General features: G+C 61.9%; 23 protein-coding genes. 14 read left to right on the top strand and 9 right to left on the bottom strand.

Features of this window, described 5'->3' with window-relative positions; genetic code table 11:
- Window positions 1-48: 48 nt before the first annotated feature.
- Window positions 49-987 carry a LysR family transcriptional regulator gene (locus TU82_RS04550; protein WP_057721940.1) on the top strand — a complete coding sequence of 313 codons (939 nt, stop codon included), beginning with the start codon at window positions 49-51 and terminating at the stop codon, window positions 985-987.
- A gap of 59 nt (window positions 988-1,046) precedes the next feature.
- Here the strand turns inward: TU82_RS04550 and TU82_RS04545 are convergent, their stop codons facing one another.
- Together TU82_RS04545 and TU82_RS04540 are read right to left on the bottom strand one after the other, a co-directional pair.
- Window positions 1,047-2,321 (bottom strand): glucarate dehydratase family protein, encoded by a 1,275-nt coding sequence (locus TU82_RS04545; RefSeq protein ID WP_057721939.1) that lies wholly within the window; start codon window positions 2,319-2,321, stop codon window positions 1,047-1,049.
- Window positions 2,318-3,679 carry an MFS transporter gene (locus TU82_RS04540; RefSeq protein WP_057722590.1) on the bottom strand — a complete coding sequence of 454 codons (1,362 nt, stop codon included), beginning with the start codon at window positions 3,677-3,679 and terminating at the stop codon, window positions 2,318-2,320. Before TU82_RS04540 ends, TU82_RS04545 begins: the two co-directional genes overlap by 4 nt.
- Before the next feature lie 106 nt (window positions 3,680-3,785).
- Between TU82_RS04540 and TU82_RS04535 the strand changes: the two genes are divergently transcribed.
- The 4 genes from TU82_RS04535 to TU82_RS04520 all read left to right on the top strand — a co-directional run bounded on the left by TU82_RS04535 (window position 3,786) and on the right by TU82_RS04520 (window position 8,895).
- Window positions 3,786-4,691 carry a LysR family transcriptional regulator gene (locus TU82_RS04535; RefSeq protein WP_057721938.1) on the top strand — a complete coding sequence of 302 codons (906 nt, stop codon included), beginning with the start codon at window positions 3,786-3,788 and terminating at the stop codon, window positions 4,689-4,691.
- A 160-nt stretch (window positions 4,692-4,851) separates the two neighbouring features.
- Window positions 4,852-5,310, top strand: a complete 459-nt coding sequence (locus TU82_RS04530) for a (2Fe-2S)-binding protein (protein ID WP_057721937.1) — start codon at window positions 4,852-4,854, stop codon at window positions 5,308-5,310.
- Window positions 5,310-7,538: a xanthine dehydrogenase family protein molybdopterin-binding subunit gene (locus TU82_RS04525; protein WP_057721936.1), complete on the top strand. Its 2,229-nt coding sequence runs from the start codon at window positions 5,310-5,312 to the stop codon at window positions 7,536-7,538. Before TU82_RS04530 ends, TU82_RS04525 begins: the two co-directional genes overlap by 1 nt.
- Before the next feature lie 16 nt (window positions 7,539-7,554).
- Entirely contained in the window at window positions 7,555-8,895 is a 1,341-nt protein-coding gene (locus TU82_RS04520; RefSeq protein WP_057721935.1) for a c-type cytochrome, read from the top strand.
- A gap of 162 nt (window positions 8,896-9,057) precedes the next feature.
- Here TU82_RS04520 and TU82_RS28865 read toward each other — a convergent pair whose 3' ends face one another.
- Window positions 9,058-9,207 carry a hypothetical protein gene (locus TU82_RS28865; protein ID WP_169794953.1) on the bottom strand — a complete coding sequence of 50 codons (150 nt, stop codon included), beginning with the start codon at window positions 9,205-9,207 and terminating at the stop codon, window positions 9,058-9,060.
- Between the two features lie 185 nt (window positions 9,208-9,392).
- On the opposite strand from TU82_RS28865, the gene TU82_RS04515 reads away from it, so the two are divergent.
- Together TU82_RS04515 and TU82_RS04510 are read left to right on the top strand one after the other, a co-directional pair.
- The gene (locus TU82_RS04515) at window positions 9,393-9,647 is read left to right on the top strand and encodes a DUF1652 domain-containing protein (protein WP_057721934.1); all 255 of its coding nucleotides are present in this window, start codon (window positions 9,393-9,395) and stop codon (window positions 9,645-9,647) included.
- Window positions 9,648-9,678: 31 nt separating this feature from the next.
- The gene (locus TU82_RS04510) at window positions 9,679-9,975 is read left to right on the top strand and encodes a hypothetical protein (protein ID WP_057721933.1); all 297 of its coding nucleotides are present in this window, start codon (window positions 9,679-9,681) and stop codon (window positions 9,973-9,975) included.
- Between the two features lie 3 nt (window positions 9,976-9,978).
- Here TU82_RS04510 and TU82_RS04505 read toward each other — a convergent pair whose 3' ends face one another.
- Both TU82_RS04505 and TU82_RS04500 read right to left on the bottom strand, forming a co-directional pair.
- A complete protein-coding gene (locus TU82_RS04505; RefSeq protein WP_057721932.1) occupies window positions 9,979-10,479 on the bottom strand; it encodes a CinA family protein in 501 nt (166 codons plus the stop codon).
- Between the two features lie 18 nt (window positions 10,480-10,497).
- Window positions 10,498-11,592 carry a zinc-binding metallopeptidase family protein gene (locus TU82_RS04500; protein ID WP_057721931.1) on the bottom strand — a complete coding sequence of 365 codons (1,095 nt, stop codon included), beginning with the start codon at window positions 11,590-11,592 and terminating at the stop codon, window positions 10,498-10,500.
- 170 nt (window positions 11,593-11,762) lie between these two features.
- Here TU82_RS04500 and TU82_RS04495 point away from each other — a divergent pair, with 170 nt between their 5' ends.
- The 4 genes from TU82_RS04495 (at window position 11,763) to TU82_RS04480 (ending at window position 13,490) form a co-directional block, all read left to right on the top strand.
- Window positions 11,763-12,527, top strand: coding sequence for an OBAP family protein (locus TU82_RS04495; protein ID WP_057721930.1), 765 nt, complete (start codon window positions 11,763-11,765; stop codon window positions 12,525-12,527).
- Window positions 12,528-12,624: 97 nt separating this feature from the next.
- The gene (locus TU82_RS04490; protein ID WP_057721929.1) at window positions 12,625-12,906 is read left to right on the top strand and encodes a hypothetical protein; all 282 of its coding nucleotides are present in this window, start codon (window positions 12,625-12,627) and stop codon (window positions 12,904-12,906) included.
- Between the two features lie 90 nt (window positions 12,907-12,996).
- Entirely contained in the window at window positions 12,997-13,251 is a 255-nt protein-coding gene (locus TU82_RS04485; RefSeq protein WP_057721928.1) for a DUF6555 family protein, read from the top strand.
- Window positions 13,251-13,490, top strand: coding sequence for a hypothetical protein (locus tag TU82_RS04480; protein WP_057721927.1), 240 nt, complete (start codon window positions 13,251-13,253; stop codon window positions 13,488-13,490). Before TU82_RS04485 ends, TU82_RS04480 begins: the two co-directional genes overlap by 1 nt.
- 406 nt (window positions 13,491-13,896) lie before the next feature.
- Here TU82_RS04480 and TU82_RS04475 read toward each other — a convergent pair whose 3' ends face one another.
- The gene (locus TU82_RS04475; protein WP_057721926.1) at window positions 13,897-14,754 is read right to left on the bottom strand and encodes an SDR family oxidoreductase; all 858 of its coding nucleotides are present in this window, start codon (window positions 14,752-14,754) and stop codon (window positions 13,897-13,899) included.
- Between the two features lie 307 nt (window positions 14,755-15,061).
- Here TU82_RS04475 and TU82_RS04470 point away from each other — a divergent pair, with 307 nt between their 5' ends.
- Window positions 15,062-19,207: a CheR family methyltransferase gene (locus TU82_RS04470; protein ID WP_057721925.1), complete on the top strand. Its 4,146-nt coding sequence runs from the start codon at window positions 15,062-15,064 to the stop codon at window positions 19,205-19,207.
- A 6-nt stretch (window positions 19,208-19,213) separates the two neighbouring features.
- Here TU82_RS04470 and TU82_RS04465 read toward each other — a convergent pair whose 3' ends face one another.
- From TU82_RS04465 to TU82_RS04455, 3 genes are read right to left on the bottom strand one after another with little or no spacing between them, the layout of a single operon-like run.
- Window positions 19,214-19,657 carry a DUF421 domain-containing protein gene (locus TU82_RS04465; RefSeq protein WP_057721924.1) on the bottom strand — a complete coding sequence of 148 codons (444 nt, stop codon included), beginning with the start codon at window positions 19,655-19,657 and terminating at the stop codon, window positions 19,214-19,216.
- A 9-nt stretch (window positions 19,658-19,666) separates the two neighbouring features.
- Complete coding sequence (locus TU82_RS04460) at window positions 19,667-20,182, bottom strand: hypothetical protein (protein ID WP_057721923.1); 516 nt, start codon at window positions 20,180-20,182, stop codon at window positions 19,667-19,669.
- Window positions 20,183-20,195: 13 nt separating this feature from the next.
- Window positions 20,196-20,417 carry a PLD nuclease N-terminal domain-containing protein gene (locus tag TU82_RS04455; protein WP_057721922.1) on the bottom strand — a complete coding sequence of 74 codons (222 nt, stop codon included), beginning with the start codon at window positions 20,415-20,417 and terminating at the stop codon, window positions 20,196-20,198.
- Between the two features lie 211 nt (window positions 20,418-20,628).
- Here TU82_RS04455 and TU82_RS04450 point away from each other — a divergent pair, with 211 nt between their 5' ends.
- Both TU82_RS04450 and TU82_RS04445 read left to right on the top strand, forming a co-directional pair.
- Window positions 20,629-20,931 (top strand): hypothetical protein, encoded by a 303-nt coding sequence (locus TU82_RS04450; RefSeq protein ID WP_057721921.1) that lies wholly within the window; start codon window positions 20,629-20,631, stop codon window positions 20,929-20,931.
- Window positions 20,931-21,149 (top strand): hypothetical protein, encoded by a 219-nt coding sequence (locus TU82_RS04445; RefSeq protein ID WP_057721920.1) that lies wholly within the window; start codon window positions 20,931-20,933, stop codon window positions 21,147-21,149. The genes TU82_RS04450 and TU82_RS04445 overlap by 1 nt, the downstream gene beginning before the upstream one ends.
- Window positions 21,150-21,532: the final 383 nt, after the last annotated feature.

Here is a 21,532-nt window from a genome sequence, read left to right as displayed (position 1 = left end):
CAGAGCAGAATCCTGAACTTATTGTGCAACCTGGCGAACAATACACCCATGGAAAAAGCCGAGATCGAAGGGCTGTGGACCCACATTCACTGGCTGTCGGTGCTGGAAGAACAAGGCACCTACACCGCCGCCGCGACGCGCCTGGGCGTGAGCAAATCGGCGGTGAGCCAGCGTATTTCCGACCTGGAAAAGGCCACCGGCACCCGGCTGGTCACACGCACCACGCGCAGCGTTCGGCTGACCGACGCGGGGCTGTCGTTGACCCGCGAGGTGCGCAGCGCCTATGAACACATCGCCCGCAGCTTTTCTTCGGTGCGCGACCAGGCCGGGGAAGTCCGTGGCCTGGTGCGGCTGACCGCCCCGGTGGCGTTCGCCCGGCAACAACTGGTGCCGCACCTGCCGCAATTCTTGCTGCAATACCCGCAGGTGCGCATTCAACTGGACGTGTCCGACGCCTTGAGTTCACTGGTCGCCGAAGGCTACGACCTGGCCGTGCGCCATGGCTTCCAGATCCCCGAAACCCATGTGGCCTGGAAACTCTGCGACACCGCCTCGGTGCTGGTCGCCACCCGCGAGTATCTGCAGCGCCATGGCGAACCCGGCGCGCCGAGCGAGCTGTCGGCGCACAACTGTCTGTTCTACCCGCGCGGCACCGACCAGCCGGCCTGGACCTTCGAACGCGGCAGCCAGCACATCGAACGCCTGACCGTCCCCATCGCCGGCAGCTTCGCCACCAACAACAGCGAAGCCCTGCGCGACGCCGCGCTCAACCACTTGGGCATCGCCCTGCTGCCGGACTTCAGCGCCCACGCGGCGCTGGCCGAGGGCAAGCTGGTGCAGGTATTGAAAGGTTGGACGCTCAAGGGCGCGTTTGCCGATGAGATCTACCTGATCCGGCCGTACTCGCCCCATGTGCCGAAGTCGGTGAGTGCGCTGGTGGGCTTTTTGAAGGCGCAGTTGGCCGGCGGGTTTCGATTCGTCGACTGAGGGAAAAAAAGCCCGGCGACACACGCGGATGCGTCACCGGGCAAAGCAAGCGACCTGCTTCAGAAACGCGGCTTGAGCGTTTTCCAGTCCGGTTGATAGCGCTGCATCTGTTTCACGTCATCACGCTGACGGATGCCGCAACTGAGGTATTGGTCATGCAGCTTGGCCAACTGATCGTGGTCAAGCTCCAGCCCCAGCCCCGGCGCACGGGTGATGCTCACGCAGCCGTCGACGATGGGCACCTTGCCGCCCTTGATCACTTCTTCGTCCGGCTCCTGCCACGGGTAGTGCGTGTCGCAGGCATAGTCGAGGTTGGGCACCGCGGCCGCTACATGGGCCATGGCCATCAGGCTGATGCCCAGGTGCGAGTTGGAGTGCATCGACACGCCCAGGCCAAAGGTGTGGCACATTTTCGCCAGCACCTGGGTATCGCGCAGGCCACCCCAGTAATGGTGGTCGGCGAGCACGATCTGCACGCTGTTCAACGCCACGCTGCGGCGAAACTCGTCAAAGTCGGTCACTACCATATTGGTCGCCAGGGGCAAGCCGGTGCGTGCGTGCAACTCGGCCATGCCGTCCAGGCCGGGCGTCGGGTCTTCGTAATATTGCAGGTCGTCGCCCAGCAGTTCGGCCATGCGAATCGAGGTGTGCAACGACCAGTTGCCGTTCGGATCAATGCGCAGCGGCACCCCCGGAAACGCCTTTTTCAGCGCCTTGATGCAGCGCACCTCGTGCTCAGGCTCCAGCGCACCGGCCTTGAGCTTGATGCTTTTGAAGCCGTAGGTTTCAAGCATGCGCCGGGCCTGGGCGACGATCTGCACTTCACTCAGGGCCTCGCCCCAACTGTCGGGTTTGTAGGGCGAATCGATATGTTCGGCGTATTTGAAAAACAGGTAGGCGCTGAACGGGATCCGGTCACGAATCGCCCCGCCGAGCAGGTCCACCAGCGGCACATCCAGCGCATGCGCCTGCAGGTCGAGAAACGCCACTTCGAACGCCGAATAGGCATTGCTCACGGCTTTGCTGGCATGTGAGCCCGGCGCCAGCTCCGCACCAGCAATGCTCTGCGGTCTGTACGCCGCCACGGTGGCCTGGACCACAGCACGCAGGCCATTGAGGTTGAACGGGTCGAGCCCGATCAGCTGTGGCTGGACCTGTTGCTGGATCGCCAGTGCCGGCGCATCGCCATAGCTTTCGCCCAGGCCGATGTAACCGGTGTCGCTTTCAATCTCGATGATCGAGCGCAGTGCGAAAGGTTCGTGGATGCCACTGGCGTTGAGCAGCGGCGGGTCACGAAAGGCAATCGGGGTGACGGTGACGCGGACAATTTTCAAGAGACGGCTCCCTGTGGACCTGAACGCACGGTGTGATGTGCCGTGGATGAAATGGACGGTGTACCGCCGCGCGGTGCGGTGCGGGCAAAAAACACCAGCACCGCCGCCACCAGTGAAGTGGCCGCCAGGCCGTAGAGGCCGCCCTCGATCGACCCCGTGGTCTGCTCCAGCAAACCGAACGTAGTGGGCGCCACGAAACCGCCCAGGTTGCCGACCGAATTGATCAAGGCAATCACTGCCGCCGCGACCCGCGCGTCCAGGTACCCCTGGGGAATCGGCCAGAACAGCGCCGAAGCGGCCTTGAAGCCGATGGCGGCAAAACAGATGGCGACGAACGCAAACACCGGCCCGCCGGTGGTGGACATGAACATGCCGAACGCGGCGATCACCAGCATCAGCGACACCCACGCCTGCTGGTGCTTCCACTTGCTGGCCAGCGAGGCGAAGCCGTACATGGCGACGATGGAAATCAACCAGGGAATGGAATTGAACAGGCCCACCTGGAAGTCACCCAGGTCGCCCATTTTCTTGATCATGCTCGGCAGCCAGAACGTGGCGCCGTAAATAGTCAGGGCGATGGAAAAGTAGATAAAGCAGAACAGGGCGATCTGCGCATCGGCGAGCAGTTTGAACATCGACGGCCGCACGCCCCGGCTCGCCTCGCGCGCCTGTTGCTCGAGCGCAATGGCACTGACCAGCGCGTGTTTTTCCGCGGTACTGAGCCACTTGGCCTGGTGCGGATGGGACTGCAGCCAGAACCACACGAAGCCGCACAGCACGATGGAGGCGAAGCCTTCGATCAGGAACATCCATTGCCAGCCATGCAGGCTCAACCCGCTGACATTGAGCAACGCGCCCGACACCGGCCCGGAGATCACCGAGGCAATCGCCGAACCACTGAGGAAAACCGCCATGGCCTTGCCGCGCTCGCTGGCCGGCAGCCACTGGGTGAAGTAATAGATGATGCCGGGAAAGAACCCGGCTTCGGCGGCGCCCAGGATAAAGCGCAACACGTAGAAGCTGGTTTCACCCTGCACGAACGCCATGCCCATCGCGGCCGCGCCCCAGGTGAACATGATGCGCGTCAACCAGGCCCGCGCGCCGTAGCGTTGCAGCAGCAGGTTGGAGGGCACTTCGAAGATCGCATAACCGATGAAAAACAGCCCGGCGCCCAAGCCATAGGCCGCCGCGCCAATGCCCAGGTCGGTTTCCAGATGGCTGCGCACGAAGCCGATATTGACCCGGTCGATGTAGTTGACGATGAACATCACCACGAACAACGGCAGCACATGGCGCTTGACCTTGGCGGCGGCGCGCGCAAGCACGCTCGGGTCCGGCGCATTTTGAAGGGTATCCACGGGCAACTCCCTTTCATTATTTTTTTGGGGACGGCTCGATGATGGACGCCAGGCATTGTTCCCGTCTAATCTAACCTGGCATTGGATTGATACCGGAATTAGATCAATGTTCGAATTGACGCAACTGCGCTGCTTCACCACCGTGGCCACCGAGCTGAACTTTCGCCGCGCCGCTGAACGCCTGAACATGACCCAGCCGCCGCTGAGCCGGCAGATCCAGTTGCTCGAGCATCATCTGGGCGTGGAGCTGTTTGTGCGCACCACCCGCAGCGTCGCGCTGAACGCCGCCGGCCGGGCCTTTTTCATCGAGGCGCAGTACCTGCTGGAGCGCGCCCAGCAGGCGGCTGTCACCGCGCGGCGCTTTGCCGAGGGCGATATCGGTACGGTCAACATCAGTTTCGTCGGCAGCGCGGTGTATGAGTTTCTGCCCAAGGTGATCGCCGAGGCGCGGCTCAAGCAGCCCCACGTCAAGATCGACCTGTCCGAGATGAACACCTACCAGCAATATGAAGCCTTGCGCGCCCGGCGCATCGACCTGGGCATCGTGCGCGCGCCGCTGCTGGAGCCCGGCTACGCCACCGAATGCCTGGTGCGCGAGCCATTTGTGCTGGCGGTGCCGAGCAGTCATCGGCTGGCCCAGACAGAGACGGTCAGCGTGCACGACCTGGATGCGCAACCGTTCCTGATGTACGCCCATTCCGCCTACCCGCCGTTCAATGAATTGCTCACCGGCCTGCTGCGCTCGGCCCGCGTCGCGCCGCAGTATGTGCAGTGGCTGGGCTCGTCGCTGACCATCCTTGCGCTGGTCAACGCCGGCATGGGCCTGGCCCTGGTGCCGCGTTGCGCCAGCAGTGTGGTGTTCAAGAACGTGGTGTTCCGCGATATCGACCTGGGCGAAGGCGCACAGAGCGAACTGCACCTGATCTGGCGCGAGCACAACGACAACCCGGCGTTCACGATGTTGCTCGAGGGTATCCGCCAGGCGGTGGGCGAGAACCTGCCCGAGCATTGACCCAATCCTGTCGATTACTTGCCTGATCCTCTGAACTTGCAGGCGATTGCATAGATAGCCCTTGCGCGTTGGTCTAGAGTTCGACGATGGGCGACGTACCGTCGCACCGCACCTATAAGAACTTATGCAGCACCAACCGATGATCAGCAGGTGAGCCGCCATGCAATTACGTATTAACCAACAGGCCTATGAGGTCGATGCCGACGCCGACACGCCGTTGCTGTGGGTGATCCGCGACGACCTGGGCCTGACCGGCACCAAGTACGGCTGCGGCCTGGCCCAGTGCGGCGCGTGTTCGGTGCTGGTGGACGGCAACGTGGTGCGTTCGTGCGTCACGCCGGTGGCGGCGCTGGTCGGGCGCGAGATCACTACCATCGAAGCCATCGAGGTCGATGACGTGGGCAAGCGCGTGGTCGCGGCCTGGGTCGAGCGCCAGGTGGCCCAATGTGGTTATTGCCAGTCCGGGCAAGTGATGGCGGCCACCGCGCTGCTCAAGCACACCCCCGCGCCCACCAGGGACCAGATCGACGCGGCGATGGTCAACCTGTGCCGCTGCGGCACCTACAACGCCATCCATGCCGCCATGGCTGACCTGGCCGCCGGGAAGGAGACCGCCTGATGAGCACTGTCCTGCCTGACGTAACCCTCGACGCGCCGATCAACCTGTCGCGTCGGCGCTTCCTGGCGAGCACCGCCGTCGGCGCGCTGGTGATCGGCTTCGGCCTGCCCCTGGGCGCATCCCGGGTGCAGGCCGCCACCGGCGCCGCCGAACGCGGCACCCAGGTGCCGGCATTCCTGGAGATTCGCCCGGACGGCAGCGTGCGCCTGCTCAGCCCCTTCATGGAAGGCGGCCAAGGCACACACACCGCCATGGCGCAGATCATCGGCGAAGAACTGGATGCCGACCCGGCTACGTTCAGCGTTGAAGCCGCGCCGCCCGGCGAGGCCTATGTGGTGATGGAAAACGGTATGCGCATCACCGGCGGCAGCATGTCGGTGCGCATGAGCTACCCGACCATGCGACGCCTCGGCGCCCTCGCCCGCGCCATGTTGCTGCAGGCCGCCGCCGAGCAGCTCGGTGTGCCGGTCGCCCAATTGACCACCCAGCCCGGCCGCGTGGTGCACGCCGCGTCGGGCCGCTCGCTGGGTTACGGCGAGTTGGCCGGCCGCGCCCTGGACATGCCGGTGCCCGACCCTGCCGGTATCACCCTGCGCGATCCCAGCCAGTTCCGCTGGATCGGCAAGCCGGTCAAACGCCTGGATGCCTATGACAAATCCACCGGCAAGGCGCAGTACTGCATCGACCTGAAAGTCGACGGCATGCTCCACGCCGCCGTGCAGCACGCACCGCGCCTGGGCATGACCGTGGGCAGCCTGCGCAACCAGGCCCAGGTCGAGGCCATGAAAGGCGTGCATTCGGTGCATACCCTGCCCGGCGCCGTGGCAGTGGTGGCCGAACGCTGGTGGCACGCCAAGCGCGCCGTTGAAGCGATCCAGGTGGACTGGCGCGAAGCCGCCGCCGACTCCACATTACGCGCAATGCCGGCGGACTTTTCCAGCGACAACTACCGTGACTTTCTCGCCACTCAAGAAGGTCCGGCCCGCGACGAAGAAAACGCAGGCGACGTAGCCGCCACGCTGGCCAGCGCCAAGACCCGCGTCGACGCCACCTATCACAATCAATACCTCAATCACGCCCAGTTGGAGCCGCCCTCGGCGCTGGCGCGCTACAACCCCGACGGCACGCTGGAGGTGTGGCTGCCCAACCAGGCGCCGGATATGTTCCGCGCCGACATCGCCAAGCGCACCGGCCTGGCCATCGAGCAAATCACCCTGCACTCCCCGCTGCTGGGCGGTTTTTTCGGTCGGCACTTCCTGTATGAGTCGGCCAATCCGTATCCACAGGCCATCGCACTGACCAAGGCCGTCGGCCGCCCGATCAAACTGATCTGGAGCCGCGAGGAAGAGTTCGTGCGCGATGTGCTGCGCCCGGTCGCGGTGGTCAAGTTCCGCGCCGCGCTGGATGACAAAGGCCTGCCGCTGGCCATCGAAGCGGTCAGCGCCACCGAAGGCCCCACCGAAGCGATTGCCGGCAAACAGGGCGACAAGCTCGACCCTACGGCCCTCGAAGGCCTGTCGGGCAAGAGCTATGCGATCCCCAACAAGCGCATCGCGCAGATCTACGTCAAGGGCCCGGCGATGCTTGGCTACTGGCGTTCGGTGGGCAATTCGCTGAATGACTTCTTCTACGAAGCGTTCCTCGATGAGCTGGCGGACAAAGGCGGCCATGACCCCTACGAACTGCGTCTGCACCTGCTGCGCGACAACGCGCGGCTGACTACCCTGCTGCAGGCGGTGGGCGAGCTGTCCGGCGGCTGGAAGCGCGGGCCGTTCACCGCCGCAGACGGCAGCCGACGGGCGCGTGGCGTGGCCATGGCTTCGCCCTTTGGCTCCCACGCGGCGGTGATCGCCGAGGTGTCGATCGAGAAGGGCCAGGTCAAGGTGCATGACATCTGGCAGGCCATCGACCCCGGCAGCATCGTCAATCCGGCGATCATTGAAGCCCAGGTCAACGGCGCCGTGGCCCTGGGCCTGTCGCAAACCCTGCTGGAGGAAGCGGTGTACGTGGACGGCATGCCACGTGCGCGCAACTACGACCTTTATCCGATCCTGCCGCCGTCGCGGATGGCGCGGGTGCACGTGAAGATCGTCGAGAGTGGCGAAAAGATGGGGGGCATCGGCGAACCGCCGTTACCGGCCGTGGCACCGGCGGTCGCCAATGCGGTGGCCCAATTGACCGGCCAGCGCATCCGCAGCCTGCCATTGAGCCGCTACACCTTCAGTTAACCCACAGGGAACGCCCATGAACAACCGCCGATTCGCAAGAACCGCAGGCTGGCTGGCGCTGCCCTGCCTGGTCGTCGCCGGCCTCCTGGCCTGGTACGTCACCCGCGAGCCCGCCTCGCCGTTCGAACAGGAACACGCCACAGGCTTTGACCCGGCACTGGTCAGTCGCGGCGAGTATGTCGCCCGTCTGAGCGACTGCGTGGCCTGCCACAGCCTGGCGGGCAAAGCGCCGTTTGCCGGTGGCCTGGAGATGGCCACGCCGCTGGGGGCCATCCATGCCACCAACATCACCCCCGACCGCGACCATGGCATCGGCCGCTACAGCCTGGCCGACTTCGACCGCGCCGTGCGCCACGGCGTGGCACCGGGCGGGCGCCGCCTGTATCCGGCGATGCCCTACCCGTCTTACGTGAAGCTCAGCGACGACGACGTGAAAGCGCTGTATGCGTTCTTCATGAAAGGTGTGCAACCGGCCAGCCAGGTGAATATTCCCAGTGATATTCCCTGGCCGCTGAATATGCGCTGGCCCATCGCGCTGTGGAATGGCGTATTCGCACCCACTGCGCCCTATGCGGCCACCCCCGGCCAGGACGCGTTGTGGAACCGTGGCGCTTATATCGTCCAGGGCCCCGGCCATTGCGGCAGTTGCCACACGCCGCGTGGCCTGGCATTCAACGAGAAGGCCCTGGACCAGTCCGGCGCGCCCTTCCTTGCCGGCGCGCTGCTCGACGGCTGGTACGCGCCGAGCCTGCGCCAGGACCCCAACACCGGTCTGGGGCGCTGGAGCGAGGCGCAGATCGTGCAGTTCCTCAAGACCGGGCGCAACCAGCATGCGGTGGTCTACGGTTCGATGACCGAAGCGTTCAACAACTCCACGCAGTTCATGGCCGATGACGACCTGGCCGCCATCGCCCGCTATCTCAAGTCCCTGCCCGGCGACCCGCAACGTGATGGCGCGCCCTGGCAGTATCAGGTGGCCGATAGGCGCCAGGACATCCCCGGCGCCCACACCTACGCGACCCGCTGCGCCTCTTGTCACGGCCTGGACGGCAAGGGCCAGCCGGCGTGGATGCCGCCACTGGCCGGCGCCACCTCGGCGCTGGCCAGGGAAAGCGCCTCGGCGATCAATATCACCCTCAACGGCTCGCAACGGGTGGTGGCCGCCGGGTTGCCGGACGCCTACCGCATGCCGGCGTTCCGTGAGCAATTGTCCGATCAGGAGATCGCCGAGGTGCTGACTTATGTACGCAGCACCTGGGGCAACCACGGCGGCTCGGTCGAGGCCCAGGCGGTAGGCGAACTTCGCGGGCATACCGACCCGGCAAGCAGCAGCCCGATCATTTTGCACATGCGTTGATACACAGCGATCCAATGTCTTTGATCGTTCCCACGCGGAGCGTGGGAACGATCATTCATGTGGGAGGGGGCTTGCCCCCGATAGCGGTAGGTCAGTCACCTCTTCATTGACTGACGCCCTGCCATCGGGGGCAAGTCCCCTCCCACATTTTGCTCCAGGCGCCTACTTGCTCTCGTCCGCCTTGCCTTCCTGCATCTGCACCGAAGACTTGCTTCCACTGGTGTTGTCCTTGGTGGTGTTATTGGAGTTGTCGAAACACCCATGCAGCAGGAACACGCTGCAAAGGCCCAAGCACATGTAAAACTTCTTCATGAAAACCACCTGATGAGTGAAGGAAATAGTCGTCAACCCTTGATGCATGTGGCCAGTACCGGAGCACGAACGTTCCACGCAAGGGTAATGAGACTGACGAATGGTTTGCTATTAACCTGCCAGCATTTACGCACGGCATATTTGCGCTACCCTTCATCCGCCAAGGCCTGTTATCCGGTGATCCCATGGACACGTTGACCAAAGCGCAAATCCAGCGCGCGCTGTCACAGCGGCTGCGCAATTGCCGTGTCACCTGCACGATCAATCCGGACAGCAGCCTGTCCGTTACGGTGCTCGCGCCCGACGCAAATCAATTCACCATCGCCAATATCAACCGCGCCCGCTACCACGGCGCGTCAGGCATCAACCGGCTGGTGCGGGAGATCCTGGAAGATATGGTGGTTTCGCGAAAAACGTCGCGCCTTTCATCCGTCGGTTAACTGCATTTACACGAACAGAACGAGGCTTCCCATGCCGGATTCCGCTGCTGTCCCCTCGCAACACTGCACCATCGATTTTCTTGAAGACACGCTGTTTGGCGTCAATCCGCTCTCCCATGCCTGCACAGCGCAGATTACCCAGGCGGGCGACGGCCTATCGCTAAGGGTGCTATGGCCGTGGCCGAAAGCATTGACTGAAGCCCATAATGTTTCGATCAAGACCGACAACCACACTTATCATGGCGCGCTGGTGGATGCCCAGGCGTTCGGCACCGACGAGTTGCTGTTAAAAGTGGACCTCAAACCTGAAGCGGCCAGTGCTCACTGAGCGCTAACCCCGCTCACCGGCCAACGCACGCTGGTGGAAATGCGTCAGCCGCCTCAAGGCATGCAGCGCGGCTTGAAGCTGCACGTCTTCGCGCGACCCCATGAAGCGCTCCTTGCGGCTGAACACGCTGAGCGTCTTGCCGATTCGATAGGCCCAGGCAAAACAGATAGTCCCGGCCGGAATCCCGTCCATGTCATCCGGGCCAAGCAGCCCGGTAGTGGCGACGGCGACCTGCGCCGTACTGTCACGCAACGCGCCTTCGGCCATCTCCCGGGCGACTTCGCAACTGGTGAGGTTGAACGTGTCAATCGTATAGGCGCGTACGCCCAGCAAGCGCTGTTTGGCCTGCGGCGAATAAACGACGTAACCACTTTCGATGCACGAGCCGCCGCCCGCCACCTCTGAGAGCAGCGTGATGATTTTGCCCGCCGTGCACGACTCGGCGCTGGTCAGGGTCATCTGGTGTTGTTTCAGGTAGTGGATCGTGCCAGCGGCTATGTCCATCGTTACAGTCTCCCGCGTTCAAAAGGTTGCAAGGTAGTCGGCCAAGGTCAGCGCACAGGCCTCGATCGCGCCATCCACAATCAGCTCATAGCCGTGGGTATTCTCGGTTGGAATCGCCAGGCAACCGCCGCGTGCCGAGGTGCCGTTACTCATGACGGCGCTGGCGTCCGAGGCAAAGTCCACCAGCAACGCATATTGCGGCGTATAGCCGCTGCGTTGCGCGGCAGCCGCCAGGCCGGTGACCACCGAGCGGGTGTAATAGCCTTTGAGGTCACCGGTATTGATGATCGGATCGACACTCAGGCGCGTGCCGTACTCGCTCATCACCGGGCCCACCTCCACCGCGAGGGTGGTATCGCCCGGCAGTGTCTGCGCCGCATACATCGCGCCGGCATTGCACTCTTCCTCCAGGGTGGTGAAGACAAAATACACATCGCATGCCAGTTCCTGCCGGCGCTGATCCAGGCACTGCACGCTGTGGAGTACGGCGGCGATGGGCGCGCGGTCGTCGAGAAAATGCGCGGCTGTCGCATCCCCCACCCGAAACGGCGCACGCCAATGGCGGCTCAGCGTGACGCGGCTGCCGGGACGCACACCGTATTCACGCAAGGCCTGCACCGAGCAACGGGTGATCACATGCACGTCGTTCCAGTGCACATCCCCCGACTGCACATCGGCGCCCTGAGGCGCATTGCCGGTCGCATGCATCGAACCAAAAGACAGCACCCCCGGAATGAATTGGTGATCGCCGAGTATGTCCACCGGGCACATGCCGAAGTTCACCGGATTGGCGCCGCCCAATGCGGTCACCCGCAAGGTGCCATCGGTGTCGACATGCTTGACCACCATGGCAATTTCATCCATGTGCGCCATGACTCTCACCGCACGCCGGGGCGCGCCATCGTCCTGCGCGCCTTTGACCAGGCCGACGACATTGCCGGCAGGGTCCACCCAGGTCTCGTCGCAGAGCGGACGCAGGCGCTCCAGGCAAATGGCGCGCACCTCATCCTCCTGGCCACCAGGACCACGGGCGAGCAGCAATTGCTCAAGCAAGTGGGGAATGGTGTGGGCTTCGGTCAAGGCGGTGTGGTCAGGTAGGGCGTCGTTTGGCATCCGGGATGGTCTCCATTCGCGGGGTTGAACACTTATTAAAAGTGACCCGGCACGTCGAGCGGTTGTTCCACAAATCTTCTTCGAATACGCAAGTGCATCAATCCGGTTGAACACCCACTTCGGCAGGCTTTCTAGATGTGCTCTACAACCGCTCATGGAGGGAGTCCCCAATGACCATCACCCGCTTGCAACCCACCCTGCATTCGCTGTGCCTGGCGATTTCGATTGCCGCGCTGACCGCCTGCGCCGGCAACGACTCAGCCTCGAACGTGGTCGCGCCCGGCGCAGCCAAGTCCCCCACCACGCGCAGCCTCGACGCCGGCGCCGCCCTGCTGCAATCGCGCCCGCCCATCGACGCACTGAATGCCTACCTGGACGGTTTTCACTTCTACAACGGCCATCCCGACGTGCAGATGGAAGCCCATCACTACTGCGCCATCCTCAACGAGGAGGTGATCCAGTGCGTGATCTACGACGGCAACCGCAAGGACGCCAAGTTGATGGGCGTGGAATACATCATCAGCGAGCAGCTATTCAACACGCTGCCCACGGCGGAAAAGGCGTTGTGGCACAGCCATGTGCATGAGGTGAAATCGGGCCAATTGGTCGCCCCCGGTATTCCCCAGGTGGCCGAACACGCGTTGATGGAAAAACTGGTGCACACCTACGGCAAGACCTGGCACACCTGGCATACCGACCTGCACAAGCGCCTGCCGCTGGGTGTGCCGCAATTGATGATGGGGTTCACCGCCGACGGCCAGGCCGATGCGAAGATGGTCGCCGAGCGGGATCAGCGGCTGGGGGTCGACAGCGCCGAGGAGAAGACCAACCGCGCCGACATTCCCGCCCCGCCGATTGCACCCGGTGCGGATGCCTGGCGCCAGGGCAACATCATCCAGATCGTCGACCCCACCCAGACCGACCACCAGCACTGACGGCAGCAGCCGGTCATTTGGATTGAACGATCATTTGCCGGCGCTTGCCTCACAAGAATCGGGGCGCATGTGTGCCCTTCGCACGAGGAATCCGTATATGTCCTATGACCATCAAGGCACCGTCAGCCTAATCACTGCTTCGCGCCATCTGGGCACCGAAGATGATGAAGTGTTGAATGAGAACGTCGATATAAAAATGACCAGCAGCGGCAAGCCCACCATTGTTCGCGTGGATTTTCCCACCCCGTTGCAATGGCCCGGTCATCCCAATTTCGTCACGGTCAATTTGCCCGGCGGCACGTCCGTTGGTGGTGTAATCGTAGCGCTGGAACGCCCGGCTGACGGGCCAGGCTGGGTCACCTTCACGGTGGACGATTGAGCCTGCGCGCACGTCATCGCATTGTCCGACAAGTTCTTTGAATTTTTTTTGACGTCAAATATCTGTACTTCATGAGCATAGGGAGTCCTCATGAACAAGAGCGAATTATTCACGATCAACTATCAGCTTCACGGCAAGCCCAGGTCCTTTATCGTGCGCGCGGCGCGCATGAATAATGCTGAAGCATGGCACTGGGCCAGTTGCGATGCCGGCGTGGCGGTCATCCCCAGGTTCGGGCAAAACAACCTCAAGCGTGTCTCCAAGCCGATGGCGGAAAAATACGGCATTACGGACGTGCGCTGGTGCAGTGCGGCAGCCATTCAGTGGGCGGAGGGCATTACATAATGAACAGTCAGGTGCTGGGCTTTACCAAGCGGCAGGCAGTGGACGACGAGGTGGCGCAAAACACGCAGATGTTTTTCGAAGCGGATCGACTCGATGCCCTGGCGTATAAAATCATCGAATCCTACAGCGGCGATGCGGCCACCTGGGCACGCTTCACCGAGGCCAAGAAGGTGGCAGACGCACAGCGTACCGCCGCTTATCGAGAGTGGATGCGCATTCACCGCGCGAGGAAAAAGTAAACCAATAAGCCGAAAGCACTGAATACCCAATATGGGAGGGGGCTTGCCCCCTATGGCGATCTGTCAGTTATAGAGCGTTGACTGATACACCGCTATCGGGGGCAAGCCCCCTCCCACATTTTGGATTTGCACAGTTCCCGACATCGTCAGCAGCCTCCGCCTGAGTCAAACGTACCGCCGCTTATCGAGCGTGGATGCGCATTCACCGCGCGAGGAAGAAGTAAACCAATAATCCGAAAGCACTCAATACCCAATGTGGGAGGGGGCTTGCCCCCGATGGCGATCTGTCAGTCATAAAGCGTTGACTGACACACCGCTATCGGGAGCAAGCCCCCTCCCACATTTTGGATTTGCACAGTACTCGGCATCGTCGGCAGCCCCCGCCTGAGTCAGCGGGGGCGCAGGTTCAGAGAATCGGCTTGCCCCCCGTCACGCCGTAGCGCTCGCCGGAGATATAGCTGCCCTCATCCGAAGCCAGCAGCACATAGATCGGCGCCACTTCCACCGGCTGGCCTGGCCGTCCCAATGGCGTGTTGCCACCAAATTCCTTGACCATGTCTTCCGTCATCGTCGACACAATCAACGGTGTCCAGATCGGCCCGGGTGCCACGCTGTTCACGCGAATCCCGCGTTCGCCCAACATCTGCGCCAGACCTGCGGTGAAGTTGGCAATCGCGCCCTTGGTGGCCGCATAAGGCAGCAGTGACGGATTGGGCATATCGGAATTGACCGAGGTGGTGTTGATGATCGAACTGCCCTCGGCCATGTGCGGCAACGCCGCCTTGCAGATCCGGAACATCGCGGTGATGTTGACGTTGAAGGTTTTTACCCAGTCTTCGTCGGGAATGTCTTCCAGGGATTTGTAGGTCATTTGGAACGCCGCGTTGTTGACCAGCACATCGATACGCCCGAACTGCTTGACCGTGTCATTGACGATGGCGCTGCACTGCGCCGCCTCGCCAAGGTCGCCGGGCAACAGCAGGCACTGACGCCCCGCCGCTTCGACCCAGCGCGCGGTCTCTTTTGCATCCTCATGCTCATCCAGGTACGACACCGCAACGTCGGCACCTTCGCGGGCAAAGGCAATGGCCACCGCGCGCCCGATACCGCTGTCGGCGCCGGTGATCAAGGCAATCTTATTGGCCATCCGGCCCGAGCCTTTGTAGCTTTGCTCACCGCAATCGGGCATCGGCTCCATCTTGCGCTGGTCACCGGGGACAGGCTGCTGCTGTGGCTTGAAGGGTGGTTTCGGGTAGTGGGTCATCGGGTTTCCCTCCTGTGTGTGGATAGTCTTGCGAGGGTTGGCCGGGCACGATAGTTCAGAGCAATTTTCAGAAAATCGGATGACCGTTCCAGCGCATTGCGCCACTCGTCAGATTGAGTAAACCTTTGCGACGATCTATCCCTCAACCGAAGGGTGAACGCCCGTTGAGGGTATCGAATGAAGGGGTAGCGTTCTGTTGCAGAGCGTTTTTCGGCTATATTCCGCTATTCGTTTATCTCTCATCCCGTTTTGAATTCGTGCCCTTGATCACGTTGTTCTCGTGCGCAGTTAACCAAGGTTGGTATTTATGAAGTCTGCCCCCCCGCGGTCGCCCAACGTTCCGCAACGCAAGGATCTGATCCCCAGCACCTTGAACTTTCCAGTCGTGGGTATCGGCGCATCAGCGGGCGGGTTGCAGGCGGTGAAGGCGTTTTTCGAACACATGCCCCAGGACTGCGGCATGGCCTTTGTGGTGATCCTGCACCTGTCCCCCGATCATCAGAGCGTGGCGGACAAGATCATTCAGGAGTCGACCCGCATGCCGGTGCAGCAGGTCAACGAGACGACACCCATCGAGAAGAACCGGGTATATGTGATTTCGCCCGCGCAGCACTTGCTGATGAATGATGGCTATCTGGCCGTCGCGCCGTCGGCGCGCGAAGGCGGTTCGCATATCGCCATCGACCTGTTTTTTCGCGACCTGGCGGACACCCATAAGGAACATGCGTTTTGCCTGATCCTCTCGGGCACCGGCTCGGACGGTGCGGTGGGGCTTTCGCGTATCAAGGAACAAGGCGGCGTCACCCTGGTGCAATCGCCGGAAGACGCGGAATACGACGGCATGCCACTGGCCGCCATCGAAACCCAGATGGCCGACCTGGTGCTGCCCGTGGTGGAGATGCCGCAGAAACTGCTGGAGCTGTGGCGCAACGCCCAGTCCATCATCCTGCCCACCGCCAACGACCCCGAGATCAAGACCACGCCGCCCGCCAATGAACGCGACGCGGCGGTAGCCGAGCAGTTGCTGCTGGATATTCTGATTCAACTGCGGCTCAGCACCGGTCACGATTTCAAGCACTACAAGCGCGCCACCGTTCTGCGTCGCATTGAACGACGCCTGCAGGTCACGGCTCAATCCGACTTGGCCAGCTACTACGAATACCTCCAGGGGCACCCGGAAGAAACCAAGGCGCTACTCGGTGACATGCTGATCGGCGTGACTAATTTTTTCCGTGACCGCGAGGCTTTCGAAGCGCTCGAACGCGATGTGATTCCCAACCTGGTGAAGTCACTGGAAGACAGCGTGCCCAAACGCGAAGAGGTGCGTATCTGGTCGGCCGGTTGCTCCACCGGCGAAGAAGCCTACAGCCTGGCGATGCTGGTCGCCGAGCAACTGGCGCTGGATGCCAGCGACGCAAAAATGCAGGTATTTGCCACCGATATCGACGAGCGGGCGATCAACCATGGGCGTAACGGCGCTTACCCCGAAGCGATCATTACCGACGTGCCGCCGCCACGCCTGCGCCAGTACTTCGCCAAGGAAAAAAACCAGCACTATCGGGTGCGCAAGGAGATACGTGAAAAGGTGCTGTTCGCCAAGCACAGCCTGCTGAGTGACCCGCCCTTTTCGCAGATCGACCTGATCGTGTGCCGCAACCTGCTGATCTACCTGGACCGCGAGGTGCAGCGCGACATCCTGCAGATGTTCCACTTTGCGTTGCGCCCCGGCGGCTACCTGTTCCTGGGTTCCTCGGAGTCCGCCGACGGTTGCCTGGACCTGTTCGTGCCGGTGGACAAGCGCAACCGCATCTTTCGCGTGCGTGCCGGTTCAGCGGCCATGCGCCGCGCACCCACCATGCCGCGCGGTGGCTACCTGCGCCCGAACGCTTCGACCGCGGCGGCACAGGTCAAGATACCGAACAAGATTTCATTCGCCGACATTCACTTGCGCGCGCTGGAAAAGGCCGCGCCGCCGAGCGTGATTGTGGATATGCAGGCCGACATCCTGCACATGAGCGAAGGCGCGGGCCGCTTCCTGCGCCATGTGGCCGGGGAGATGACCCGCAACCTGCTGGCCCTGGTGCACCCCGATCTGCGCCTGGATATCCGCACCACGCTGTTCCAGGTCCAGCAATCGAGCCTTGCGGTGACGTCGCGCAAAGTGCGCATCGAGCGCGATCACGCGCAGTACCTGGTGGATATCGCTGCGCTGCCCTACCGGGACGAAGCCACCGAAAGCGATTATGTACTGGTGATTTTCCAGGAGACCGAAGTCGACCCGCAGCACGCCGAAGAAACCGCCATCGGCCACGCCGAAAGCCAGATAATGAGCAACCTGGAGCGCGAGCTGCAACGCACCAAATTACACCTGCAGGACACCATCGAGCAGGCCGAAGTCTCAAGCGAAGAACTCAAGGCGTCCAACGAGGAAATGCAGGCGGTCAATGAAGAGCTGCGCTCGGCCACCGAAGAGCTGGAAACCAGCAAGGAAGAGTTGCAGTCGATCAACGAAGAACTGCTGACGGTCAATTTCGAACTCAAGACCAAGGTGGAAGAGACCGACAAGGTCAATGACTACCTGACCAACCTGATTGCCTCCACCGATATCGCCACGGTGTTCGTCGACCGCAACATGCGCATCCGCTGGTTCACGCCACGGGCCACTGACCTGTTCAACATGCTGCCGGTGGACACCGGGCGCTCGCTGATGGACATCACCCATCGTCTCACCTACCCGGAAATGATCGACGATGCGTCGACGGTATTCGAGTCGCTGAGCATGATCGAACGTGAAATCAGCAGCAAGGATGACCGCTGGTACATTGCACGCCTGCTGCCCTACCGCTCCAGCGAAGACCATATCGACGGCACGGTGTTGACCTTTATCGACATCACCAAGCGACGCCAGGCCGAAGAAGAACTGCGCCTGGGTGAAGAGCGCATGCGCCTGGTCGCCGACAGCACCCATGACTTTGCCATCATCATTCTGGATGACCACGGCACCATTACCGATTGGAACACCGGGGCTGAATTGATCTTCGGCTACGCCAAGCAGGAAGTGCTCGGCGCCTATTACGATCTGATCTTCTCGCCCGAGGACCGCACCGCCGGCATCCCCGAAAACGAGCTGCGTGCCGCTCGCGAACACGGGCGCGGCGAAGACGAGCGCTGGCATGTGCGCAAGGATGGCAGCCGGTTCTATTGCAGCGGCGAAGTCACCCTGCTGACCGGCAACAGCCTGCAGGGCTATGTCAAGATCGCCCGCGACCTCACAGGCCACAAGCGTACTCAGGATGAGCAGAGTCAGCGGTTGATGGAAACCCAGACCAACAGCCACCTCAAGGACGAATTCTTCGCGGTGATGTCCCACGAACTCAAGCACCCGCTGAACCTGATCCAGCTCAATGCCGAGCTGCTGCGGCGCCTGCCGGCCACCAAGGCCACGGGCCCGGCGATCAAGGCGGTGAACACCATCTGCGAGGCGGTCTCCAGCCAGGCGCGCATCATCGATGACCTGCTCGACGTAGCCAGGGTGCGCACCGGCAAGCTCAAGCTGAAAAAACAACGCATCGACCTGATCCGCACGCTGGAGGATATCCACGCTGTGGTGCTCGCTGATGGTCATCACTGCCAGGTCACCTTGCAAAAACCAACGGCGCCTGCGGCCTTGTTCGTCGACGCTGACCCGACGCGCCTCGAACAAGTGGTGTGGAACCTGGTCAATAACGCGCTCAAATTCACTCCGGAACACGGCCGCGTGCAACTGATGGTCAGCCGGACCGAGGGCTTCGCGCGGCTGGACGTGATCGACAGTGGCGCCGGGCTCGCCGAGGACAGCCTGGAGAAGATCTTCGATCTGTTCGGGCAGGCGGAAAATCAACATCAGACCCATCAGCGCGAAGGGCTGGGGATCGGCCTGTCCCTGGTGCGCCAACTGGTGGAGGCCCACGGTGGCACGGTCAGCGTGTACTCCGAGGGGTTGGGCTTTGGCTGCACCTTCTCGGTATCGCTGCCGCTGTCCGCACAGCAGGATCGGCCGCCCTTCGCCGATGCCGCGCAGTCATCGGATGAACGCCTGAGCGGCGTTAAGGTGTTGCTGGTCGACGACTCAGAAGATGTGCTGGAAGTGTTGAATATGCTGCTGGAAATGGAAGGCGCCGAGGTGAGTGCGTTCAATGACCCGTTGAACGCACTGAAAGTGGCTGGCGATAAAACCTACGACCTGATTATTTCAGACATCGGCATGCCGAAAATGAACGGCCATGAACTGATGCAGAAACTGCGGCAGATCGGCCACCTCAAGCAAGTGCCCGCGATTGCCCTGACAGGCTACGGTGCCAGCAGCGACCAGAAGAAAACCGCCGACTCAGGCTTCAGCACCCATGTCAGCAAACCGGTCACCCATGATGCGTTGATCAGCCTGATCGAATCCTTGTGCCGTTCGCAGAGCTAGGTGGGGTCATTCGTAAGGGATCACCGAGATCTTGCCGTTGCGCTCAAGGATCGCGAAGCGGATCTGCCTGATCTCGAGAATGCCCTGGGACGAGCGCGCCGCCTCGAGGATATCGTCCTCATCCAGGCGTGCGCGCTTGAGGCGTTCTTGGAGTACCCGGCCCTGTTCGACCACTACGGTCGGCCCGCCGTCGAGCAGGCGCGAGAACCACAGCGAACGCTGCTTGACCAATGAAAAACCAATGTCGATGGCGATCAGCGTGACGATCACCAGCACGGCATTGGTCAGGGAAAAATCATCGCCCAACAGCGCCTGCTGGGTGGCCTCACCGATCACCATCAACAACACCAGGTCGAAGGTAGTAAGTTCCGCGAGGGAACGCCTGCCGGCGATTTTGAACAGGACCAGCAACACCAGGTAAATCGCCGCTGCGCGCAGGACGGAGTCCATGATTGCCCCCTAGGGATAAATGAACTGTGATAAGTCCACGGTAGCGCCGTTGCTCAGCGAGACCTGGGTGTCGAAGCTGCCGACGCCGTCACTGCGCAAGGTCAGATACAGCGTCGCCCGCCCTTGATCGTCGCTCAGCGTCCACAGCTTCACGCCCTCGCCCGCCGTGCTGGCCTTCAGAGGCTGGGGCTGGAGCATTTCCACGTTGAAGCCCTGCAACAGCTCGCCGTTGATCGCGACTTCCAGTGGGGTGCGTGCGGGGCCTTGCAGATGGATCACCAGTGCGTCGGAAGAGCCATTGCGCAGGAAGCGCTGGTATTCGACGCGTACGTGGCCGTCGGCGCTGCGCACTTCGCTGGTGCTCAGCGGCCCTTTGGAAAACAGCCCCGCCAGCGTCAGCCCGATCAGAACGATGAGCCCATACCAGCCCAGCCGCTCTAAGCGCCAGACCTTGCGCTGCAACGCCATATCCTCGCGTACCGGATAGTCGCGGCTGTGCAGGTCGTCAGGCCCTGACTCGCTCATGTCCCGCCCTCTTTCAGCCCTTGCTGTGCTCCGGCGAAGACGGCCCCTTGGTCACGCCGCGCGGGCCGGACACGGCCCATATCACCGCCCCCAGGAACGGCAGCAGGACCACCACGGCGGTCCAGCCTGCCTTGCTCCCCGAGGAATGTTCGCTACGCCACACGCTGTTGAGGACCCACAGGTCGAGCAACAGCAGGATGATCATCAGGCCAATCCAGAAATAGGTCGTTTCCATGGTGCACCTCCCGGTTATGAAACATTAGGTTTACCGGACGCTCATAGGGTTCAGAATTTTTCGGCGGGCAGGCGCTGAATCTAAAAAAACGATAGTTGCGACGGAACTGAATCGTTGAATTGATCAATATTTCAGGGGCAATCAAATTGATACCGTCGCTTTTCAGGCCGGTCACAGCCTTATCGGAACCTGTTGAAGAAGGATTTACGCCATGCACCACACCGACACCTACGCAAAACGGATGGCCTGCCGCCAACTGGCGATGGAGCAAAACCAGAAGCTTTTCGATGAGGCCAACGCCCTCAGCCGCAGCGCATTCGACCTGTTGGAATGCGCCGATTTCGACAGCGAAAAGTTCGATCAGTACCTGCGCCTGCGAGCCAAGGCCGAAGCGCTGTTCCGTGAGGCGATTGAGCATCTGGGGGTGCTCAACACGCATTTCCCGACGCCCGCATCCAGCGTGGCCAATAATGAGGGTGTGAAGGTTGTCATCCGTGAACGGGAGGTGGCGTGATGAACACCTCAAAGCAGGCCTGGGAGCTGGCGATGGTGCTGGTCGCCAACGGCAAGATCCCGTTCGACCCTGCCAACCCGAGCGGCTCGGTAAAGATCCTTTCGCGGCACTTGGAAGCGCTGGAAACCGCCCTGCATGAAGAAGCGATGGCAAACACACCGGTTGAGCACTTGCGCAAGCTCGGCAACCGCCGGTCTGCCTTGGCATGTGCCGATTGAGCTGGAGCAGAGCAAGGCCAATGTGGGGCTCGCCATAATCCAGTCAGTCAATGCTTTTTTGTAGGAGCGAGCTTGCTCGCGAAAAACTCACGGGCACCGCGTTCATTCAGAAAGCACGCGTTATCGTTGACGTTTTTCGCGAGCAAGCTCGCTCCTACAGAGGGCATGCCCATGGGTGTCGACACAACGCTGCAGCGCCCAACGCTAACCACGATGCGCAGCGAGCCGCTCTTGATCTTGATCTGCTTTTGATCTTAGGCGCCCCGTTAAACCACGCTGGCCGAACGCAGGCTTGAATCCGTGGGCAACCCGGCAGGACGCCGGGTTAGCCGCACTGGGCCATGGATGGCCCATTGCGGCGGCCCACGGATTCAAGCCTGCGT

The sequence above is a fragment of the Pseudomonas orientalis genome (assembly GCF_001439815.1).
GTDB lineage: Bacteria > Pseudomonadota > Gammaproteobacteria > Pseudomonadales > Pseudomonadaceae > Aquipseudomonas > Aquipseudomonas orientalis.
The sequence above is the reverse complement of the archived record's forward strand: the minus strand, read 5'-3'. Positions and strand labels throughout refer to the sequence as shown.